Origin of the sequence: Bradyrhizobium sp., from assembly GCF_016462955.1 — a bacterium.
GTDB lineage: Bacteria > Pseudomonadota > Alphaproteobacteria > Rhizobiales > Xanthobacteraceae > Bradyrhizobium.
The window spans coordinates 1-20,243 of record NZ_JAEMSD010000068.1 but is presented as its reverse complement, the minus strand read 5'-3'; the positions used below and the strand labels follow the sequence as shown (position 1 = coordinate 20,243).

Below are 20,243 nucleotides of genomic sequence, written 5' to 3'. Positions count from 1 at the left end.
CGCCCGCCCTCTTTGACACCCCCGAGCCTGACGTGCTGAACTGGCGAGCGTTGAGCCGGTGACGACGTTTCTTCATGAAGGTGGAGGGCATCCGATGAACGAGAACGAGATCCGCAATCTGGTCGCAGAGGTGAAGCAAGGCACGCTGTCGCGGCGCTCGTTCATCAGGACGATGGCGGCGGTCGGGATCGCGGCGCCGATCGCGAGCCAGATCCTGGCCTGGCACGACGTGGCGATGGCAAACGCTACGCTCTCCTACAAGCCGACCAAGGCCGGCGGCGGCGGCACGCTCAAGATCCTGCTCTGGCAGGCCCCCACTTTGCTCAATCCGCATTTCGCGCTCGGCACCAAGGACCAGATCGCCGCGCGCATCTTCTTCGAGCCGCTCGCCGGCTGGGACAAGGAGGGCAACCTGATCCCCTGCCTCGCCGCCGAGGCTCCGACCAAGGCCAACGGCGGCCTTGCCGCCGACGGCCTGAGCGTGATCTGGAAGCTGAAGCGGGGCGTGACATGGCATGACGGCAAGCCGTTCACGGCCGACGACGTCGTCTTCACCTGGCAATACGCCGCCGATCTCGCGACCGCGGCCTATACGACCGGCTCCTACAAGGACATCAAGGTCGAGAAGATCGACGACCATACGGTCAAGGTCAACTTCAAGGCGCCGACGCCGTTCTGGGCCGATCCGTTCGTCGGCTCGGTCGGGATGATCCTGCCGAAGCATCATTTCGGCGACTATGTCGGCGCGAAGTCGCGCGAGGCGCCCGGCAATCTGAAGCCGGTCGGCACCGGCCCGTACAAGTTCGTCGAGTTCAAGCCGGGCGACATGATACGCGCCGAGCGCAATCCCGACTATCACATCAAGAACCAGCCGCATTTCGACACGGTCGAGGTCAAGGGCGGCGGCGACGCGGTGTCCGCGGCGCGCGCGGTGCTGCAGACCGGCGAATACGACTTTGCCTGGAACATGCAGGTGGAGGAGGAGGTCCTCAAGCGCATGGAGGCGGGCGGCAAGGGCAAGCTCGACATCACGCCGTCGGGCAATGTCGAGTTCATCATCCTCAACACGACGGACCCCTGGACCGAGGTCGACGGCGAGCGCTCCAGCGTCAAGTCCAAGCACCCTACGCTGTCCGACCCCGCCGTTCGCCGCGCGATCAACCTGTTGATCGACCGCGATTCGATCCAGAAGTTCATCTACGGCCGCGGCGCGGTTGCGACCGGGAGCTTCGTCAACGCGCCCAAGCAGTTCAAGTCGCCCAAGCTCAAATACGAGTTCGACATCGACCAGGCCAACAAGATCCTCGACGAGGCCGGCTGGACCAAGGGCGCGGACGGCGTCCGCGAGAAGGACGGCAAGAGGCTCAAATACGTGTTCCAGACCTCGACCAACGCCCCGCGGCAGAAGACCCAGGCCATCATCAAGCAGGCCTGCCAGAAGGCCGGCATCGAGATCGAGATCAAGGCGGTCACCGCCTCGGTGTTCTTCTCCTCCGACGTCGGCAATCCCGACACCTATTCGAAATTCTATGCCGACATGGAGATGTACAATACGACGCAGCCGCAGCCCGATCCGGAGCGCCTGCTGAACCAGTGCGTGTCCTGGGAGATCGCCACCAAGGACAACAAATGGCTGGGCCGCAACAACTCGCGCTATTCAGATCCAGAAGCCGACAAGGCCTACAAGGCCGCCCAGAACGAGCTCGATCCGGCCAAGCGCGCCGCGCTGCTGATGAAGGTGGACGAGATCTTCTGCGGGGCCAACGTGTTCCTGCCGCTGCTCTCGCGCCACATCGTCAACGCCAGCGTCAACAATTTGATGATCGACATTTCGGGCTGGGACACCATCACGTGGAATGTGGCGGCGTGGTATCGAACCTGAGGGGAGCTCGGCTAGGACTCGCAGCTCCCAGGCACCCTACAATGCGCCGAAGGACGACGTGATCGTAGGTCGCACAAGTTCAGTTGCGGCCAGTAATTCCTCCACTGTGTGCGCCAGATCACAGCAGAATCGAGTAGCATGCCCTACAAAGATGGGGCATGGCCGCAAACAAGGTAACGGCGGTACGCACGAGGCTGGGAAGACGATCAACAGCTATGGACTTTGAGAAGCCGCCACGGTGAAGAACCCGGCGGCTTTTCCTTTTGCAGGCCACGCTTAGTGCCAGGTCGTGTCCGCTTCCACGATCACCACCCTGACTTCAGGGTCTTCCGCCGCGTTGCAGGCGCAGGGCATGCCCTCGCCGCAGCGGCAGCCGCCGAGCTTGTCGCTCCAGACCCGGAGCGGATGGTTTTCGCAGACCCATCCGAGACCCTGGCAGAACGGGCAGGTCCTTTCGGTCACAGCGTATCCGGGGTCCGCAGCGTGTTCGACCCATCCTCGTTGCGCAGCTCCTGCTCGGCGGCGTGCCAGAATTCCTCCTCGCGCCCTTCCGGCTTGCCGGCCTGCTCCCACAGGCGATGCGCGCGTTCTCTGATGTCTTGTTCGGTCGGCTCGGACAATTGCACCTCCTGTTGGAAGCACGGCCCCACCCTGGGGGGTATGGGGGGCTTGGAGGCGGGGCCGTGCAGGCCAGCATCGGCGGCGACGCTGACCCGCGGATTCAAGCGTCGACCATGGGCAAGAGTTCCTTCGCGCCTCTGAGGACCTGCAAGAGGTCACGCCCTTGTCAGAGCCGACCGTCAGAAGTGAAGCGGTCGCGACCTCATGCGACGACCCGGACCCAGGCCGGCGTCAGTTCCCCTTCCGTGACGGCATAAGACGTTGCAGCAGCAAGTCGTTCGACTGGGCCGGTAAGGTGGGCAACCGCCGCTTCAGTTCGGCAAAGGCGCGATCGGTGATGTCGAGCGTATTGTCGATGTCCCCCGCCGTCATGGCGGCGTTGAAGAACATGTTGTGATAGGGGTGAAGATAGGCGCCCGATCGCACCGCAAAGCCGGTCCAGAAGTAACCCTTCCGCATGTCGGGATCGTCCTCGAACAGGATCTGCGGCATCTGCGAAGGACCGGTCTGCCGAACCGGAATGCCGTGCGCGGAGGACTGGGCTGCGATGCCCGCCCGCAACCGGGTGGAGTTGGCGATGATCCGTTCGAGATAATCGGTCGTTCTGATCTCGCGAAGGGTTGCGATGGCTGCCGCCATCGGCACGGCAGAGAACCAGAAAGAGCCGGTCACGAAAATGCTGGATGCGGCGCCGCGCACCTTCTCCGAGCCGACAAGTGCCGAGATCGGATAACCGTTGGCGAGCACCTTTCCCCATGCGCTGAGATCCGGCTGCACGCCATGGACGGACCAGCTGCAATCGCGCGAGAGGCGGAAGCCGGTACGCACCTCGTCCAGGATCAGCAACGCGTCGGCATCATCACAAAGCTTTCTCAGCCCGACCGCATATTCGGTCGACGGCGTGTACTGGTCGGCGAATGTCTCGTGGCGAAACGGCGTCGCGAACACGCCGGCGACATCGCCGTCCGCCTTGCGGAACGCGTCCGCCGCGCTGTCGAGATCATTGTAGTCGAAATAGACGATGTGGGCTCTGTCTTCCGGGGTAATGCCCTTCATGTTGGGCGTGTTCCAGGGCGCCGCGCCATGATAGGTGCCCCTGGCCACCAGGATCTTGTTGCGACCCCGATATGCCCTTGCCGTGACCATCGCCATCGACGTCGCGTCGCTGCCGTTCTTGCAGAACATGGCCCAGGCGGCGTGGCCGATCATGGCCACGAGATCCTCGGCCAGCACGACCATGGCCTCGGACGGCCCGGTCATCGTGTCCCCCATCGCGGCCTGGGCCTGCGCGGCTTCTTCGATGACGCCGTGCCGATAGCCCAGCAGATTGGGACCGAAGGCACACATGTAGTCGACATAGCGATTGCCATCGCAATCCCAGAGATAGGCTCCTTGCGCCCGCGAGAAGAACTGGGGGAACTCTTCCGGCAGCAAGGCAACGGACTCATGTCCATACATCCCCTTGGGGATGACCTGCCGGGCACGTTCGCGCAGTTCGGTATCCTTGGAGTTTCTCTTCATGAATGTCCCCGTGAGATTGGAGGGGCCCGCGCCTCGTCGTGACCGACGTCGTGGTCTCTAGCTCGCATTCGCGATCGCGGGACGTAGCTGTCTCCACGGCCTCGCCGCCTCGAAGGCGGCTGCGGCCTGCAGGACGCCGAGATCGTCGAAGCGCCGGCCGACGATCTGCAGACCCACCGGCAGACCTGCGCGGGTCATCCCGCAGGGCACACTCGCCGCAGGGTGGCTCGACATGTTGAAGGGGTAAAGGAATTCGGACCATTCGAGCCAATCCCAATCGTGCTCGGGCCAATGCTCCGGCCTGACGCGTTCCACCGGGAACGCCGCAACGGAGGCCACAGGCGTAACGAGATAGTCCCGGTCCTCCAGGAAGGTCGATATCTGCGCGACGTAGGCGAATTTGCGCTCACGCATGTTGATAAAGTCGGTTGCTGAGTAGTCGGCTCCCGCGCGAATGCAGGCGACGAGATCGCTGCCCATCCGGCTCTCCCACTCCGGCAGCAGCCCGGCCCGCCTTCCCCAGAGAACCTTCCAGAAGAAACGCCCCAGTTCCGGGCCGAGCGGCCCCCACGATGGGGTCACGTTCTCCACCTCTGCCTGAAGCTCCCCGGCAAAAACCTTGAGCGCAGATTCGACAATCTCCGCGATCTCGTCGTCAACGCGGGCGTGACCGAGATCCGGACTGAAGGCGATGCGCTTGCCCTTCATCGAGGCCCTGAGCTTGGCGCGGTAGGCATCGGGCCCAGCTTCGCAGGACGTGTGGTCGAGCGGATGCGGACCGGCCATGACCTCCAGCATCAGCGCGGCGTCGGACACCGTTCTCGTCATCGGTCCGATATAGGTGGCGTAGTCGTTGTTGGAGACGGGCGCGTAGGGCACCCGTCCATAGGTCGGCTTCAACCCGAAGACGCCGCAGAAATGGGACGGCATTCGAATCGAGCCGGCGCCGTCCGAGCCGAGATGCAGCGGTCCAAAGCCGGCTGCGGCCGCAGCGCCCGCGCCGGCCGATGAGGCGCCGGCGTTGAATCCGCGTTTCCATGGATTGTGCGTCACGCCCGTCACCGGATTGCGGCTGATGCCGGACCAGGCGAGCTCCGACATTGTGGTCTTGCCCAGGATGACCGCCCCTGCCTCGCGCAGCCGCGCGACGACGACATTATCGCCGGCCGCAACCGCGCCCTTCAGTGCGTGCGAACAGGTCGCGGTCTCGTAGCCGGCCACATCGAAGGCATCCTTGATCGTGACCGGCACCCCTTCGAGAGGACGTGCCTCGCCGTCGCGCAGGCGCCGCTCCGAGTCCTTGGCTGCGGCCAAGGCGTCGTCGCGCATGACGACGGAGAACGCGTTGATGGCCGGATCGAGCGCCTCGATCCGTTGCAGGATAGCCGAGACGGTCTCTACCGGGGAGAGTTCGCGGCGATCGTAACGATCCTTCAATTCCAGGGCTGTCGCGTAGCCCATCTCGGCATGCAAGTCGTTCATGTCGTCAGCCGTCCTATGTCTGCGTCGGCCGCCGTCGCAACGCTTCAGCAGCTTCGAAAATCAAGCCTTCTTCACACCATAGAACTGCGAGAAGCCCGAGGGAATGTCACTGAGCTTTTGCGAATATGCCGCCGGCTGCGCGAAGTACCCCAGCGGCAGGTAAGGGGTGTCCTGCATCGCCTGCGTCTGGATGTCGCGTACGAGGCGCATTCTGTCCTCGCCATGGGCCGACAGGAACGCCAGGCGCAGCGCCTCGATCTTCTCGCTGCGCGGCCAGCCGAACGTGCCGGCCCGCCCGATCCCCCTCAGATAGGAGTGTGCCGCAGGATTGATCGCCGACGCGCCGGGCACGTAGTTGCACCATGCGCTCCAGCCACCCTGATCGAGGGGGCGCTGCGAAGCGATGCGCTGCAGGACGGTGCCCCAATCGGAGACCTGATAGTCGACCTCGAGCCCGATCTTTCGGAACATGTCGGCAGCGACGAGGCTCATGGAATTGAGCGCATGCAGGTCGGTCGGAACGACGAAGACAATACGCTCGCCCTTGTAGCCGGCTGCCTCGAGGTCACGCTTTGCCTTGGCGTAGTTCGGCGCTCCAGCAAAAGCGTCCATGCCGGCATCGTTGGCGTAAGGCGAGCCGGGCAGGAAGAAGCCGACATTGTCCTTCCAATAATCCGTATTGGTGCCCATCACCGCGGTCATGAACTCGGACTGGCTTATGGCGGACAGAATGGCGCGCCGGATCGCGGGATTGTCGAACGGAGGCACGAGATGATTCAGCCTGATCATCCCGAGATAACCCCCGGTATCCTTGACCTCGACCTTGAGGTGGCGCCGCTTGGCAAGCAGCGGCAGCAAATCTGGCGTCGGCTGCTCCCACCAGTCGACTTCACCGACCTGGAGGGCTGCCGCGGCCGTGGCCGCATCCGGCAGAACGCGCCAGATCACGCGGTCCACATGCACGACCTTGGGTCCGGCCATGAAGCTGGCAGCGCCAGAAAATCGCGGCACATATCCGCCGAAGCGCCTGTACACGACCTGAGATCCGACGACGCGTTCGTCGGCCACGAACTGGAAGGGCCCGCTGCCGATCATCTGCTTGACCTGTTCGGTGCCCGGCGTGAGCGCCAGGCGTTCGGGCATGACGGGGCACACGCTCGACGGCTTGCCGAGCGCATAGGGCAGCAGGGGAAACGGCTTCTTCAGCTCGAACACGATCTTGTCGTCGGAAACCGCGGTGAGCTCGGCCGTCGCCTCGCGCAGGTCTCCGCCGAAAACGTCGCGGCTCCACCAGCGCTTGATGCTGGCTACGGCGTCTCGCGCCAGAACCGGCTCTCCATCGTGGAACTTCAGGCCGTCGCGCAGCGTCAACGTCCAGCGCAGCCCGTCGCGGTCGATCTGGTGACCGGCCACCATCTGCGGCTGCGCCTCGAAATGCTCGTCGACGCCATAAAGCGTATCGAACACCATCAGCGCGTGGTTGCGGGTGACGAGGCCGGTCGTCTGCACGGGATCGAGCAAGGTCAGATCGGATTGCGGAACGAAGGTCACGACCTTCTCGCCCGCCGCCGAGGCCAGATTGGGCGCGGCCATCGAGGCAGCGGCCGAACTTGCGACCTTCAGAAAGTCTCGTCGGTTCATGGCACCCTCTCTAAGCGACGGATCCACGCAGGGATCGACCTCGCCCGAACGATAGTGATAATAATTTCGATTAACAAGTTGGGTTTTTGAGCAGGATCGCCCAAGCCGGAATCGCAGCAATTTCATCCAGATAATCCAATCACCGCGAAATCAGCTGAATAAATCATCAGAGTGACGCCCAGATCAACGGCAGCCTCCATAACGGGGGCGCCGAGCTGGTTGATAATTAATCGAATAAAATATCAATATTTGGAGCCATCTCGGGGCATTGCCTGGTGGGATCGGCTCAGGTCGCCCTCCCCTCCGCCGGAGACGAAGCACCATCACTGAGAGCGAGGTCGCAGACAGTCCTGATGGAAGGCGCGTCGCTCACGGCCGGCGCCGCTCGACGATTTCCGGCAAGTAGCACCGCAGATAGACGGTGGCGCATCTGATCGATTCCGAGAGATACTCAGGTGTGATGGAGCGATGCAGGCTGTACGACAGCGCCCAGATTCCATCGACGAGCGCGATCGACACCGCCACCCACTTCTCGAGATCCGGTAGGTTGGGCATGTCGAAGGTCGCGCGCAGATAGGCCGTTCGTTGCCTTGCGAGGTCGGCGTTGCCGCTCAGATCGGTATTCCTGACCTCCACGCTGACGCCTGCCCCCATGAACAGGCGCAAGGCGGCGGGATTGCGATTCAAATGCGCGGCGCCAGCTCTCTGGCTGTTGGCGATGAACTCCTGCCAGCTCGAAGGCGGAGGATGAAGGGGCGTCCGCGCGCGCTCGGCGATGTCTGCATGATAGCGCTGCGCCAGAGCGACGAAGGCTGCATTCCGATTTGGAAAGAAGTGATAGACCGAGGCGAGAGGCACGCCGGATTTCTCCGCGATCTGGGCCAGGCTGATATCCTCGTCTAGCCTCTCGGCAAGCAATTCGGCCGTGGCGTCGAGTAGGAGTTGAAGCCGTTCGCGGCCACGCTTGCGCATGGGCGACCGTTGCCCATCAGCCACTCCTTTGCCAGTACCGGAATTATTCGTCATCACGCACGGAGATTCGGACGATGCTCCCTGGACCCTCAACGTAGTAGCGCCGACCCAGGACCAAGGATGCCTGGAACTTTAGTTAGCATCATCCAAATCAGGGGATCAACAACAGCCCATAGGCTGCAGCGATCAAGCAGGGCTTGCTTGCCGCAAAAAGCCGGGCGCATCGACGAAAGCGGGCGCGGTCTGGATCGCATCGAGCTCGTTGCGCCCGATGCGGCGGCGAACACCTCGATGCGTCCTTCGTCGGTGTCGAATTGAAACGATGTCCTCTGCCGCGCCGCCGGGGCACTTTCAGGATGTCGCGGGGACTGACCGCGGCCGCAAGCGCTGCGGCCGCGTCCTCCGGCGTCTTGCAGGATTGCTGTGCCTGGGCCGCGGAGCCAAGCAGCGCATCACCTCGTCGCCCGGAAAAGCTGGCGCGGCGGCCTCATGCGACCTTCAACGCGGCCTCGCTGTCGGCGTCGAGAAATCCCGTCAGCCGTTGCCTGATCAGCCGCTCGGCATCCGCCATGATGCGGTCGATCAGTTCCTTGACCGTCGGAATGTCGTGAATGAGCCCGACGACCATCCCGCAGCTCCAGGCACCCGCATCCATCTCGCCGTCGACCATCACCTTGGGATAGACGCCGGCGACCTGATCATGGATGTCCTCGATCTTGAGGCTCTTGCCCTTCTCGCGCTCGATCTCGAGCAGATGCTCGACGCCCTTGTTGTTCAACACCCGCTCGGTATTGCGGAGCGAGCGCATGACGAGGCGGGTGTCGAGCTCGGATGCGGCGACCAGCGCCTTTTTGACGTTCTCGTGCACCGGCGCCTCCTTGGTGGCGATGAAGCGCGTGCCCATGTTCATTCCGGAAGCCCCCATCGCCAGCGCCGCAACCAGGCTGCGCGCATCGGCCATGCCGCCGGACGCAATGAAGGGGATCTTCAGTTCATCGGCAGCTCGCGGCAGCAGGATCATGTTCGGAATGTCGTCCTCGCCGGGATGACCGCCGCACTCGAAGCCGTCGACGCTGACGGCATCGCAGCCGATCTGCTCGGCTTTCAGCGAATGCCGGACCGAGGTGCATTTGTGGATCACCTTGATGCCGCCCGCCTTCAGCGCGGGCATGTACTGCTCGGGGCTGCGTCCGGCGGTCTCGACGATCCTGACGCCGCCCTCCCTGATGGCGGCGATGTATTCCGGATAGGGCGGCGCGCTGAAGGTTGGCAGGAACGTCAGGTTGACGCCGAACGGCTTGTCCGTCATGTCGCGGCAGCGCGCGATCTCCTTGGCCAGCAGCTCCGGTGTGCGCTGCGTCAGGCCCGTGATCAGGCCGAGCCCGCCCGCGTTCGACACCGCGGCCGCCATCTCGGCGAAACCGACATAGTGCATGCCGCCTTGGACGATCGGATGCTCGATGCCGAACAGTTCAGTGACCGCTGTCTTCACGAATGACCTCCCCGCGTTTCCGCTCAGTGAATGATTTCGAATAGACCGGCGGCGCCCATGCCGCCGCCGATGCACATGGTGACGACCCCGTACTTCGCCTTGCGCCGCCGGCCCTCGATCAGAAGGTGGCCGGTGAGCCGCGAACCCGTCATGCCGTAGGGGTGGCCGATCGCGATCGAGCCGCCGTTGACGTTGAGCTTGTCCGGATCGATGCCGAGCTTGTCGCGGCAATAGATCACCTGCACCGCATAGGCTTCGTTGAGCTCCCAGAGGTCGATGTCGTCGATCTTCAAATTGTGGCGCTTGAGCAGGCGAGGGATTGCGGCCACCGGACCGACGCCCATCTCGTCCGGCTCGACGCCGGCGGCGACGAAGCCGCGGAAAATGGCGAGCGGCTTGAGGCCCTTCCTGGCTGCGATCTTGTCGCTCATGATCACGCAGGCCGAAGCGCCGTCCGACAGCTGGCTGGCATTGCCCGCACTGATGGTCTTGCCCTCGAACACCGGCTTGATCCTGGCGAGGCCCTCCGCGGTGGTTTCCGGTCTCGGGCCTTCGTCCTTGGTGAGCGTCACCTGCTCATAAGTGACCTCCTTGGTGTCCTTGTTGACGAGCGCCATCTTCGTCGTGAACGGCACGATCTCGTCGTTGAACCGGCCCGCCTGCAGCGCAGCGCCGACACGGCGCTGGCACTCGAGGCTGTATTCGTCCTGCTTGTCGCGGCCGATATTGTAGCGCTCGGCCACGACCTCGGCGGTGTCGAGCATCGACATGTACATTTCAGGCTTCATCGCCATCAGCTCGTCGTCGACAGCGTGGAACCTGTTCATGTGCTGGTTCTGTACGAGGCTGATCGACTCGATGCCGCCGCCGATCGCGACCTCGACCCCGTCGAGCATGACCGAGCGCGCGGCCACGGCGATGGCCTGCAGGCCCGATGCGCATTGCCGGTCGATGGTGGTGCCGGCGACCGTGACGGGCAGGCCCGCCCGGATCGCGCCCTTGCGCGCCACGTTCATCACCATGGTGCCCTGCTGCATCGCGCAGCCCATCACCACGTCCTCGACCTCGCCGGGCGCGATGCCTGCCCGCTTCACCGCTTCGGCCATCACATGCCCGGCCATGGTCGGGCCATCGGTGTTGTTGAGCGCGCCGCGATACGCCTTGCCGACGGCGGTCCTGGCGGTGGAAACGATGACTGCTTCGGTGATCATGCTGGCCTCTTCTCTTTATGCGGCCGCGTCCAGCTGCGCGTAGCGCAGCACGTGGAAGGCGGGATCGCCGAACTGGATGTTGATGGAGGAGATACGCTTGAAATAGTGCCCGACGTTGAGCTCGTCGGTCATGCCCATGCCGCCGTGAAGCTGCACCGCCTGGTCGGCGACGAACTTGCCGGCATAACCGATCTTCGACTTCGCGCCGGAGGCAAGCCGCGACAGCTCGGCATCGCCGGAGTTCAGGCTGAGGGTCAGATGCTGCATCAGCGAGAGTGCCTCCTGATGCGCGATGAACATGTCGACCATGCGGTGCTGGAGAACCTGGAAGGAGCCGATCGTCGTGCCGAACTGCTTGCGGGTCTTGGAATAGTCCAGCGTCGCCGAATTCAGCTCACCGATGGCGCCGACGGCTTCGGCGCACAGCGCGCCGATGACGCGGTCGCGGCAGGCCTCCAGCGCACCGACGCCCTCTCCTTCCCTGCCCAGCAACTGCGCGCGAACCCCGCGCAGGCTGATCTCGGCGGCGCGCCGGCCGTCGATGGTCTTGAAGCTCTGGAGATCAACGCCCGCGGCATGGCGGTCGACCACGAACAGGCCGACACCGCCGCGGTCGCGCTGGCCCCCGCTGGTCCGGGCCGAGACGATCAGATGATCCGCCCAGGGCGCCGCCACCACCATGGTCTTTTCGCCGCTCAGGACATAGTCGCTTCCCTCGCGCCGCGCCTGGGTGGCGACGTTGGCGAGATCGAATCGGGAAGCCTTCTCCGTCCAGGCCAACGCCCAGAGCTGGCTGCCGTCGACGATGCCTGGAATGAGATCCTGCTTCTGCTCCGGCGTACCCAGATGCTCGATCAATCCGCCCGCCAGCACAACCGTCTCGACGAAGGGCTCGACGACGAGGTGACGGCCGAACTCATGCATGATGATCATGGTCGACAACGGACCGCCGCCGAGACCGCCCGCTTCTTCTGAAAACGGTGCCGCGAGCAGGCCGAGCTCCGCGAAGGCCTGCCATTGCGTCCGGCTGAAGCCCTCCTCGCTCGCCACGATCCTGCGCCGCGCCTCGAAATCGTATTGATCCCGCAGCAGCCGCTGCACGCTGGAGCGCAGCAACTCCTGCTCTTCCGTGAACTGGATATCCATCCGATCCTCCCGATGCGCCGCGGCTAGAGGCCGAGCACGGCCTTGGCGATGATGTTGCGCTGGATCTCGTTGGATCCGCCGTAGATGCTGAGCTTGCGCGCGTTCAGATACTTCTCCGACGCGGTATGAGCGTGCTCAGGCCCCGGCATGAAATGGTTGGCGCCCGCCGGGTGCTCGCGGATGGCAAGGCCGTAATTGCCGATCGCGCGATGGGTGAGCTCGGTGATGTCCTGGAAGATCTCGGTGCCGCGGATCTTGAACAGCGAGGCCGCCGGGCCCGGATCGATGCCGCGCGCCATTTGGGCGACAACGCGCAGTTCCGTGGCTTCCAGCGCCAGCACATCAAGCTCGACGCGGGCGATGTCCCGCAAAAACTCGAGATGCGCCGGATCGTCGGCCGGTATCTCGGCCTTCACGATCTGCTTCAGCTTGCTGATGTAGCGGGTGGAGCGGCCGATGCCGGCCATGCTGGTGCGCTCGTTGCCGAGCAGGAATTTGGCGTAGGTCCAGCCCTTGTTCTCCTCGCCGACCAGATTCTCCACCGGCACGCGAACGTTTTCGAGGAAGACGTCGTTGACCTCGTGGCTGCCGTCGATCGTGATGATCGGCCGCACGGTGACGCCCGGCGATTTCATGTCGATCAGCAGGAAGGAGATTCCCGATTGCGGCTTCGCGTTCGGATCGGTCCGGACCAGGCAGAAGATCCAGTCCGCGTGCTGCGCCAGCGTGGTCCAGGTCTTGTGGCCGTTGACGATGTAATGGTCGCCCTCGCGTACCGCCTTGGTCCTGACGGTCGCGAGGTCCGAGCCGGAGCCGGGCTCCGAATAGCCCTGACACCACCAATCCTCGCCCGACAGGATGCGCGGCAAGAAGCGCTTCTTCTGTGCCTCGTTGCCGAACGTATAGATGACGGGGCCGACCATGGTGACGCTGAACGCCAGCGGCGGCAGCGTTCCGGCCCGTGATGTCTCCTGTTCGAAGATGAAGCGCTGCGTGATCGACCAGCCGGGGCCGCCATACTCCTTGGGCCAAAGGGGCGCGATCCAGCCCTTCTTGTAGAGAATCCGGTGCCAGAGCAGCGACTGCTCCTTGGTCAGATCGGTCTCGGGGTTGGGGACGCGCATCTCATCCGGATAGTTCTCCGCAATGAATGTGCGAACCTCGTCGCGGAATGCAGCGTCCTCAGGGGAAAGCTTGAGCTCCATCGCGCTGCTACCACTTCTCACCGAAGGGGCGGATCTCCAGCTCGAAGGTCCAGGCGCTGCGTGGCTGCTGATAGAGCTGCCAGTAGGATTCCGCGACGGAAGACGGCGGCATCAGGAGGTCGGGATTGTCGAGCGCGTTCGGACCGAGCGCTTCGAGCCGGCGCTGGCGCACCCATTCGGTGTCGACGCCGGAATCGATGATGAGATGCGCCACGTGAATGTTCTTCGGACCCAACTCCCGCGCCATCGCCTGCGCCACCGCCCGCAGGCCGAACTTGGCGCTGGCAAAGGCGGCATAACCGATGCCGCCGCGCAAGCTCGCCGTCGCGCCGGTGAAGAAAATGTTGCCCTTGCCGTGCGGCAGCATCAGCCGCGCCGCTTCGCGGCCGGCCAGGAAGCCGGAATAGCAGGCCATCTCCCAGACCTTGCGGAAGACGCGCTCGGTCGTATCGAGAATCGGAAAATTGACGTTGGCGCCGATGTTGAAGATGCAGACGTCCAGCGGCGCATGCTTGTCGGCATCATTGAGGAAGGAGATGACCTCCTCCTCCTTCCGCGCGTCGAGCGAGCGTGCATGGATCTCGCCTCCGGCCGCCTCGATCTCCTTGACCAGCGGCTCGAGCTTCGCGCCGTTCCTGCGACCGGCAAAGACGGTGAAGCCCTCCGAAGCGAACTTCTTGGCAATCTCGCCGCCGATGTAGTCGCCGGCACCAATCACGGCCACGGTCGCGTTTCTCTTCTGCACGGGTCGTCTCCCGGTTGGGTTGAACGTTTCGAAGCTGTTCTGCGGATGGCGGCCGGCGGCGCTATGCCGTCCTGGCGACCGGCTGCCTGGTCTGCTCGAGGATGGACTCCTCGACGTCGCGAAGCTGATCCTTGCCGAAGAACATCTCCTTGCCAACGAAGAAGGTCGGCGAGCCGAACGCTCCCCGGCTGACGGCGTCGTTGGTCAGATCGATGAGCCTCTTCTTGACGTCGTCCTGCTGCGCACGCGCGATCAGCTTATCGATATCGATGCCGGAGGAGATGAAGGCACTCCTGAAGATTTCGGGATCGTCCATCTTCTTCGGCTCTTCCCACATATGGTGGTAAGCCGCCCGGAAATAGGCCTCGAACACGCCTTCGAATTGGGCCGCGACGGCGCCGCGCATCAGCATCAGCGTATTGACCGGGAAGAACGGGTTCTGGCGGAATTTCGTGACCTTGTGGCGGCGGATGAACCGCTGGGTCTCGAGCGCCTGGTACTCCGGCTTGTTCTTGATCCCGCGCAGGGAATCGAATGGCGACATGTTGCCGGTGGCCTTGTAGATGCCGCCGAGCAAGACAGGGACGTAGTCGAACCGGACGCCGGTGCGCTGCTCGATGCCCGGGATGGCCAGCTCCGCCAGATAGGCGTTGGGGCTGCCGAAATCGAACTGGAATTCAACTTTCAGGGTCATGTCGCCTTCCTCCGGGAGCGTGGGCAGCTGCCGGCGTCGCAGCAGCGCCGGCCTATTTTTCATCAGCATATAGTTCTAAAATAGAACTGTCAATTGTCAGGCGGGTCGCCGAGCACGTAACGGCCCCGACTCTATTGTTTGGAGTTCAGTACCAATCTAGAATGCAAAGAAGGCTACACTGGCCTCCGGGACGATTCGAGGCCCGCATGCGGGTTGCTGGAGTGTTTGAATGAAGTGGAAAGAACTCGAGGAAGAGCCGTGTTCGATGGCCCGGACCATCGGCGTGATCGGCGACCGCTGGACGCTCCTGATCCTGCGCGAATGCTTCCTGCGTACCCGCCGCTTCGAAGGCTTCCAGTCGGCGCTCGGAATCACCAGGCATTTGCTGGCCGAACGGCTGAAGAAGCTGGTGCGGCAGGGCATCCTGCGGCGCATTCCCTACCAGGAATCGCCCAAGCGCCATGAATACATCCTGACCCAGAAGGGGCTCGATCTGTATCCGATCATGATGGCGATCGTGCATTGGGGCGATACCCACATGGTCGACGAGCGCGGCAGGCCGTTGCTGCACCAGCACCGCAAATGCGGCAAGGACTTCGATCCGGTCATGGTGTGCTCCGAATGCGGCGAGCCGCTTTCGGCCAAGGAGGTTCATACGCATCCGGGGCCGGGCGCCCGCAGCACCCCGGCGGACCCGGCGCCGGCAACCGCGAAGACGAAGGCGCGCTCCCGCGCCGCCTAGGCATTCTTGGCTCCCGCCGGCCGCCGGCGTCACTCCCATATCCGGATCACGTCGCCTGCCGTCTCGCGTGCATAGAGACGTTCGACCTGCTCCGCGCGGACTTTCAACACGGCGCGCTGATTGACATAGGCCTTGTCGGTGATCTCTCCTGCCGCCATTGACGGCGGATCCTTCAGAAGCATGAAGGAGCAGATCTTTTCACTGCTTCCGACCCCCTCGTTGTAGCTCCGGAAGCGATCCTTCAGGAACTGGATGACGAGAGGATCGGAGGTCAGGTCGCCCCCTGGAGCTGCCGCGAGCCTGGCCGCCTCGGTCGGGTTCAGCCAGCAGAGCAGCGCGCACGCCTCGCGATTTTCACCGGCAACGACGATGTCCAGCAGGACCCCGCCGGTTGCGGCGAGGACGGCCGCGCGCATGTTTCCGACCGGGACCCAAGTGCCGTTCGCGAGCTTGAAATTCTCCGAGATGCGGCCGGTGAAGCGCAGCCCCCGCTCCGGTTTCTCCGGGTCCAGAAACGAGACGGTATCGCCGATCCGGTAGAAGCCTTCTTCATCGAAGGCCTTGTCGGTGAGGTCAGGCCGGCCGAGATAACCCGGCGTGACATTGGGTCCCTTCACCCTGGCCTCGTAGGAATCGGAGACCGGGAGCAATTTGAGCTGGAGCCCCGGCGCCGGAAGCCCGATCTCGCCGGGCCGGTCCGTCGCCCAATGCGTCGTGCTTATGGTCGGCGCGGTCTCCGTCGTGCCGTAGCCCGCCATCACCGGAATCCGCCGTCCCGTGATCGAGGAGGTCAACCGATACAGCTTCTCCAGCGTACCTTGCGAGATGGCAGCGCCCGCGTAGGTCATGCGGTCCATCCGCTTGAACACGCCGGCGCCGAGCTCGGAATCCTGCTCGATGGCGTCGCAAAGCAGATTGTAGCCGGCGGGGACGTTGAACATGGCGGTCGGCGAGATCTCCTTGAGGTTGGCGAGCGTCTTGTGAAACAGCTGCGGGACCGGCCGGCCGTCATCGATGTAGAGCGTCCCGCCGTTCTTGAGGATGCCGTGGAGGATGACGTTGCTGCCCATGGTGTGGTGCCAGGGTAACCACTCCACCTGGACCGGCGCCGTCGGCGGCGACACCAGCAGGCTGCTCATCTGCAGCGAGCTCGCCATCATGCGGTGGGTGTTGAGCACGCCTTTCGGAGAGCCCGTCGAGCCCGACGTGAAGAGAATCTTGGCGATATCGTCGCAAGCAACGGCGCGGCAGGCACGGTCAAATTCCTCGTGACCGGATCGGTCAGTCAGCACGCGGAAGGGTACCGTGTCCGGCGCGCCGTCGACGCTGATCCATGTCGCCTCGGCCAGTTCGGGGATGGAGCGGCCGGCGGAGAAGTCGCGCCCGCTTTGCACGAACACGACATTCGGCCGCAGCACTTCCGCGACCTCCTTGAGCCGCGCAAGCCCGCCGGGCATCAGCGTGTAGTTCGGCGAGATCGGCGCCAGGATGATTCCGACCGCCATCGCCGCAAACGACATCACGGCGTTCTCGATCGAGTTTCCCGACAGGATCGCCAGCTTGGCGCCCGGCCTGGCGCCCATCTCGATCAGGCTTTGGCCGACCGCCTGGACCTGCGACCACGCCTCGCGATAGGTGATTTCGTCCCATCCACCTTTCGCATTGCGCTGCGCGAGGAAGACCCGGTCCGGAGCCGCCTCCGCCCAGCTCGGCAGAAAATCGGTGATGCGCCAATCACAGGGCGTCCACGCGAGGGGCGAGCTCAGGACCAGCGTGCCGTCGGAGCGGCGCTCGATGTGCAGCTCCCTCGGCGCAAACTTCAGTGCCGTCGTCATCAACATGATCTCCTGGCTTGCCGGAAGCCGGCTCCGCGCCCCGTTACGAGTCCCGCCGCACGCTCATTCGGACCTGGCGTCCAGCACGTCTCCGAAGGCTTCCCAGGTGGCGCCGTTCCATCGCTGCAGGCGCATCTGGGTCCAGATCATGTTCTCGGTTTCGCTGGTGTTGACCTTGATTCCCGGCAGCGCCGTCGGGACGACGAAATCCCGCAAGTTCTTGGCCTGGGCGACGATGTTCTTGCGGGAGAGATCATTCCCGCATTGCTTGAGGATCTGCTCGAGCAGGATGCCCTGCTGATAGCCGGTCAAATAACTGCCGTTGGTGACGTCGACGCCCGGCAGGTATTTGTCGAGGAAGGCGCGGTACGCCTGCATGCCGGGATCGTCTTTCCAGGCGGGATCCAGCAGGTCCTTGTTGATGGTCCCGACGATCACGCCGACCGACTTGTCGAGACCGGCGGGCGTGAGCGTGCCGCCGACCGAGCTGGAGGGGAAGTTGATGATGACGGTCGCCTTCCAGCCGATCAGGGAGGCCTGCCGGATCGCCTGCGCGGCGAATTTCGGCGTGCCCGCGATCACCAGGGCCTCGGCACCGGAGCTCTTCAGATTGGTGATCTGTGAATCGATGGTGGGCTCGGACACCTCATAGGAGGCGGCGACGACCTTGCGATCGAAATCCTTGCCGAGGAACGTTTTGAAGGCATTGAGATAGTCTTTGCCGAGATCGTCGTTCTGATAGAGGACCGCGTATTTGGCGTTCGGCAGCGTCCGCGTCAGATATTTGGCGTAGATCTTTCCTTCGGTGTCGTAGCTGACGAGGCCCGTCGTGGTCAGCGGGTGGCTGGCGATTTCGGTGAACTTGGACGATCCGCTGACGATCGCGATGCTGGGTACGTTCTTCGCCTTCAGATATTTTGCCGTCGCCGAAATGCCGGGCGTGCCGAGTTGGCCGAACATGAAGGCAATTTCGTCGCTCTCGACGAGCTTGCGGGCCTGCTCCACCGCCTTGGGCGGGCTGTAGGCATCGTCGTAGGCGATATAGTTGATCTTGCGTCCGTTGATGCCGCCGCGATCGTTCACGGACTGGATGTAGGCGACCAGGCCCTTGCCCACGACGCCGATCGATGAGGCAGGTCCACTGAACGGAAACACCCCGCCGATCTTGATCTCCGTCGCCGTAACACCCGGCTCGTCCGAGGCGAATGCCGGGCTGCTCAACAGCAACGCCAGAACAGCAAGGCTCTTCCATTTCGTCAGCATGACCCGTCCTCCCTTGTTGCTCACCCGCGCGGAGCGTCGATGCGGTTCGAAACCGCTGCGCACCCGACCGAGCTCGCGGCCGTTGAACCCGGCCGTCTCGCGGCAACATACAGTTCTTTTTTTGAACTCGTCAAGTGGAGGGCGTGGTCATCGTGAAACGGCGACAGGCCTGCGTCGGCGATCGCAGGCTGCACATTCGTCATTTTTGCGAGCACTATAGGCCGTTTTCAGCAGCTTTCCCGGACTGAACGACGGCCTGACAGGGGCCGGTCTATTCATTCCATTATGATACTGATGGAGGCGCGAAAGGACCGGACGCGCGCTGCGTAAATAGCCCTGCTCGAAAAAGCAATTCGGCTTCCCGCAACAAGTCGGCTGGTTTGCGCGTGAATCGCGAGACACGAAGCAAGGGCGCGCCATGTTCGCCAGCCTCGAATCCCTCTGGTAGACTTCGACCTGCGCGACCGCAGTTGCGCAGCTGATGGCGCCGACGTGCCTGGTGCAGGCGCCGGCGATCGTGACATTCGCAACGGAGAAGATCATGGCATCGCATGACGGAACGAGGATGTTGGCCGGCCAGGTGGCGCTGGTGACAGGCGCAGGGCGAGGGCTCGGCCGCGCCTTTGCGGAGAAGCTCGCCGCGCTCGGCGCCGGCGTTGCGATCCACGGCATGCGCGAGAACGGGCCGGCGGAATATGGCGAAGGCACCACGCTGACCGCGGTGGCCGCGGAGATCGGCCGGGACTACGGCGTGCGCACGCAGCGCGTGCTCGGCGACCTCACCAGGAGCGAGGATATCGCACGCGTCATCGCCGAGACCGAAGCCGCGCTCGGGCCGATCGACATCCTCGTGCACAATGCCGGCGGCGACATCGCGGCCGCCGGCGGCAAGCCCGATCCGAACGACGCGGTGAACATCACCGAGCCCGACGTGCGCGCGGTGCTGGAGCGCAATCTGCTCTCGACCATCCTGACCTGCCAGGCGGTCGCGAAGGGCATGATGGAGCGGCGCCGCGGCCGCATCGTCACGCTCGGCTCGGTCGCAGCCTTCAAGGGCCGCACCAACGGCGCGATCTATGCGGTGTCGAAGGCCGGCGTGACGCACTATACGCGCTGCCTCGCCGACCAGCTTCGCCCCTTCGACGTCGCGGTCAACTGCATCGCGCCCGGCGACACCCGCACCGGCCGCTTCCTCGGCACCCGCGCCGTCGATCCCGACCGCATGGTCGAGACCGGCACGCTCGACCGCATCGCCACCGTCGACGAGGTCGCGCGCGTGGTCGAGTTCTTTGCCGGCCCGATGGGCGCGTTCGTCTCGGGCCAGGTGCTGCGCATCGACGGCGGCGGACAGGCGTGGCCGGCGTGAGCGTTGCGGCGGAGAGGGACCGGATGCGACGGGGCAAGAGCGGAATGTGCCGCAAGCTTCCTCCACATCATCATTGCGATGCTCCAGTACACATCCCAGCGGCGGTGCCGTAGGGTAGGCAAAGGCGCGTAGCGCCGTGCCCACCAACTGCTCGATACGGGCACAGGAGCGTGGGCACGCTGCGCTTTGCCCACCCTACGAGATCGCGCTCGTTGCACGCAGCTCAGCGCAGACACGCCTCCACATCCTCGCGGCGCAATTCGCCCGAGCTTTGCTTCATCCTTTGTCCCTCTAAACCAAGAGGGCGCAGGGAAGGCCGGGTGCTGACAACGCACCCGCGGTCTGCTGCGCAATAGGCACACGCAGAAGAACCGCACAGCAGCATACAGGTGGTGCCGATCACTCGGCCTTCCCTGCGCGATGGT

The 20,243-nt window shown here is 63.9% G+C and carries 17 protein-coding genes; 3 read left to right on the top strand and 14 right to left on the bottom strand.

Features of this window, described 5'->3' with window-relative positions:
* Nucleotides 1–94 precede the first annotated feature (94 nt).
* The gene (locus JHD07_RS10260; protein ID WP_291621602.1) at nucleotides 95–1,882 is read left to right on the top strand and encodes a peptide ABC transporter substrate-binding protein; all 1,788 of its coding nucleotides are present in this window, start codon (nucleotides 95–97) and stop codon (nucleotides 1,880–1,882) included.
* A 276-nt stretch (nucleotides 1,883–2,158) separates the two neighbouring features.
* Here the strand turns inward: JHD07_RS10260 and JHD07_RS10255 are convergent, their stop codons facing one another.
* The 12 genes from JHD07_RS10255 to JHD07_RS10195 all read right to left on the bottom strand — a co-directional run bounded on the left by JHD07_RS10255 (nucleotide 2,159) and on the right by JHD07_RS10195 (nucleotide 14,612).
* Nucleotides 2,159–2,344, bottom strand: coding sequence for a hypothetical protein (locus JHD07_RS10255; RefSeq protein ID WP_291621600.1), 186 nt, complete (start codon nucleotides 2,342–2,344; stop codon nucleotides 2,159–2,161).
* Nucleotides 2,341–2,502, bottom strand: coding sequence for a DUF2934 domain-containing protein (locus JHD07_RS10250; RefSeq protein ID WP_291621598.1), 162 nt, complete (start codon nucleotides 2,500–2,502; stop codon nucleotides 2,341–2,343). Before JHD07_RS10250 ends, JHD07_RS10255 begins: the two co-directional genes overlap by 4 nt.
* 232 nt (nucleotides 2,503–2,734) lie before the next feature.
* Nucleotides 2,735–4,024 carry an aminotransferase class III-fold pyridoxal phosphate-dependent enzyme gene (locus JHD07_RS10245; protein ID WP_291621596.1) on the bottom strand — a complete coding sequence of 430 codons (1,290 nt, stop codon included), beginning with the start codon at nucleotides 4,022–4,024 and terminating at the stop codon, nucleotides 2,735–2,737.
* 57 nt (nucleotides 4,025–4,081) lie between these two features.
* Nucleotides 4,082–5,506 carry an amidase family protein gene (locus JHD07_RS10240; RefSeq protein WP_291621594.1) on the bottom strand — a complete coding sequence of 475 codons (1,425 nt, stop codon included), beginning with the start codon at nucleotides 5,504–5,506 and terminating at the stop codon, nucleotides 4,082–4,084.
* A gap of 60 nt (nucleotides 5,507–5,566) precedes the next feature.
* Nucleotides 5,567–7,147: an ABC transporter substrate-binding protein gene (locus JHD07_RS10235; protein WP_291621592.1), complete on the bottom strand. Its 1,581-nt coding sequence runs from the start codon at nucleotides 7,145–7,147 to the stop codon at nucleotides 5,567–5,569.
* 369 nt (nucleotides 7,148–7,516) lie between these two features.
* Nucleotides 7,517–8,119, bottom strand: a complete 603-nt coding sequence (locus tag JHD07_RS10230; RefSeq protein ID WP_291621590.1) for a TetR/AcrR family transcriptional regulator — start codon at nucleotides 8,117–8,119, stop codon at nucleotides 7,517–7,519.
* A gap of 487 nt (nucleotides 8,120–8,606) precedes the next feature.
* On the bottom strand, nucleotides 8,607–9,611 hold the full coding sequence (locus JHD07_RS10220) for a nitronate monooxygenase family protein (protein ID WP_291621588.1): 1,005 nt from the start codon (nucleotides 9,609–9,611) through the stop codon (nucleotides 8,607–8,609).
* A gap of 23 nt (nucleotides 9,612–9,634) precedes the next feature.
* Complete coding sequence (locus JHD07_RS10215; protein WP_291621607.1) at nucleotides 9,635–10,819, bottom strand: acetyl-CoA C-acyltransferase; 1,185 nt, start codon at nucleotides 10,817–10,819, stop codon at nucleotides 9,635–9,637.
* A gap of 18 nt (nucleotides 10,820–10,837) precedes the next feature.
* Complete coding sequence (locus tag JHD07_RS10210; RefSeq protein WP_291621586.1) at nucleotides 10,838–11,968, bottom strand: acyl-CoA dehydrogenase family protein; 1,131 nt, start codon at nucleotides 11,966–11,968, stop codon at nucleotides 10,838–10,840.
* Nucleotides 11,969–11,991: 23 nt separating this feature from the next.
* Nucleotides 11,992–13,173, bottom strand: coding sequence for an acyl-CoA dehydrogenase family protein (locus JHD07_RS10205; protein ID WP_291621605.1), 1,182 nt, complete (start codon nucleotides 13,171–13,173; stop codon nucleotides 11,992–11,994).
* Nucleotides 13,174–13,180: 7 nt separating this feature from the next.
* A complete protein-coding gene (locus tag JHD07_RS10200) occupies nucleotides 13,181–13,918 on the bottom strand; it encodes an SDR family oxidoreductase (RefSeq protein WP_291621584.1) in 738 nt (245 codons plus the stop codon).
* A 61-nt stretch (nucleotides 13,919–13,979) separates the two neighbouring features.
* Nucleotides 13,980–14,612 carry a 2-hydroxychromene-2-carboxylate isomerase gene (locus JHD07_RS10195; RefSeq protein ID WP_291621582.1) on the bottom strand — a complete coding sequence of 211 codons (633 nt, stop codon included), beginning with the start codon at nucleotides 14,610–14,612 and terminating at the stop codon, nucleotides 13,980–13,982.
* 229 nt (nucleotides 14,613–14,841) lie between these two features.
* On the opposite strand from JHD07_RS10195, the gene JHD07_RS10190 reads away from it, so the two are divergent.
* On the top strand, nucleotides 14,842–15,354 hold the full coding sequence (locus JHD07_RS10190) for a helix-turn-helix domain-containing protein (RefSeq protein ID WP_291621580.1): 513 nt from the start codon (nucleotides 14,842–14,844) through the stop codon (nucleotides 15,352–15,354).
* A gap of 29 nt (nucleotides 15,355–15,383) precedes the next feature.
* On the opposite strand, the gene JHD07_RS10185 is transcribed toward JHD07_RS10190, so the two are convergent.
* Together JHD07_RS10185 and JHD07_RS10180 are read right to left on the bottom strand one after the other, a co-directional pair.
* Nucleotides 15,384–17,189 carry an AMP-binding protein gene (locus JHD07_RS10185; RefSeq protein WP_291621578.1) on the bottom strand — a complete coding sequence of 602 codons (1,806 nt, stop codon included), beginning with the start codon at nucleotides 17,187–17,189 and terminating at the stop codon, nucleotides 15,384–15,386.
* A gap of 63 nt (nucleotides 17,190–17,252) precedes the next feature.
* A complete protein-coding gene (locus JHD07_RS10180) occupies nucleotides 17,253–18,452 on the bottom strand; it encodes an ABC transporter substrate-binding protein (protein ID WP_291621576.1) in 1,200 nt (399 codons plus the stop codon).
* Between the two features lie 541 nt (nucleotides 18,453–18,993).
* Here JHD07_RS10180 and JHD07_RS10175 point away from each other — a divergent pair.
* The gene (locus JHD07_RS10175; RefSeq protein ID WP_291621573.1) at nucleotides 18,994–19,818 is read left to right on the top strand and encodes an SDR family NAD(P)-dependent oxidoreductase; all 825 of its coding nucleotides are present in this window, start codon (nucleotides 18,994–18,996) and stop codon (nucleotides 19,816–19,818) included.
* The last annotated feature ends 425 nt before the right edge of the window (nucleotides 19,819–20,243 follow it).

Coding starts and splice junctions, on each gene's coding strand:
- JHD07_RS10260 (WP_291621602.1), top strand. CDS start 95: ATGAACGAGAACGAGATCCGCAATCTGGTCGCAGAGGTGAAGCAAGGC.
- JHD07_RS10245 (WP_291621596.1), bottom strand. CDS start 4,024: ATGAAGAGAAACTCCAAGGATACCGAACTGCGCGAACGTGCCCGGCAG.
- JHD07_RS10240 (WP_291621594.1), bottom strand. CDS start 5,506: ATGAACGACTTGCATGCCGAGATGGGCTACGCGACAGCCCTGGAATTG.
- JHD07_RS10235 (WP_291621592.1), bottom strand. CDS start 7,147: ATGAACCGACGAGACTTTCTGAAGGTCGCAAGTTCGGCCGCTGCCTCG.
- JHD07_RS10230 (WP_291621590.1), bottom strand. CDS start 8,119: ATGCGCAAGCGTGGCCGCGAACGGCTTCAACTCCTACTCGACGCCACG.
- JHD07_RS10210 (WP_291621586.1), bottom strand. CDS start 11,968: ATGGATATCCAGTTCACGGAAGAGCAGGAGTTGCTGCGCTCCAGCGTG.
- JHD07_RS10205 (WP_291621605.1), bottom strand. CDS start 13,173: ATGGAGCTCAAGCTTTCCCCTGAGGACGCTGCATTCCGCGACGAGGTT.
- JHD07_RS10195 (WP_291621582.1), bottom strand. CDS start 14,612: ATGACCCTGAAAGTTGAATTCCAGTTCGATTTCGGCAGCCCCAACGCC.
- JHD07_RS10190 (WP_291621580.1), top strand. CDS start 14,842: ATGAAGTGGAAAGAACTCGAGGAAGAGCCGTGTTCGATGGCCCGGACC.
- JHD07_RS10185 (WP_291621578.1), bottom strand. CDS start 17,189: ATGACGACGGCACTGAAGTTTGCGCCGAGGGAGCTGCACATCGAGCGC.
- JHD07_RS10180 (WP_291621576.1), bottom strand. CDS start 18,452: ATGCTGACGAAATGGAAGAGCCTTGCTGTTCTGGCGTTGCTGTTGAGC.
- JHD07_RS10175 (WP_291621573.1), top strand. CDS start 18,994: ATGGCATCGCATGACGGAACGAGGATGTTGGCCGGCCAGGTGGCGCTG.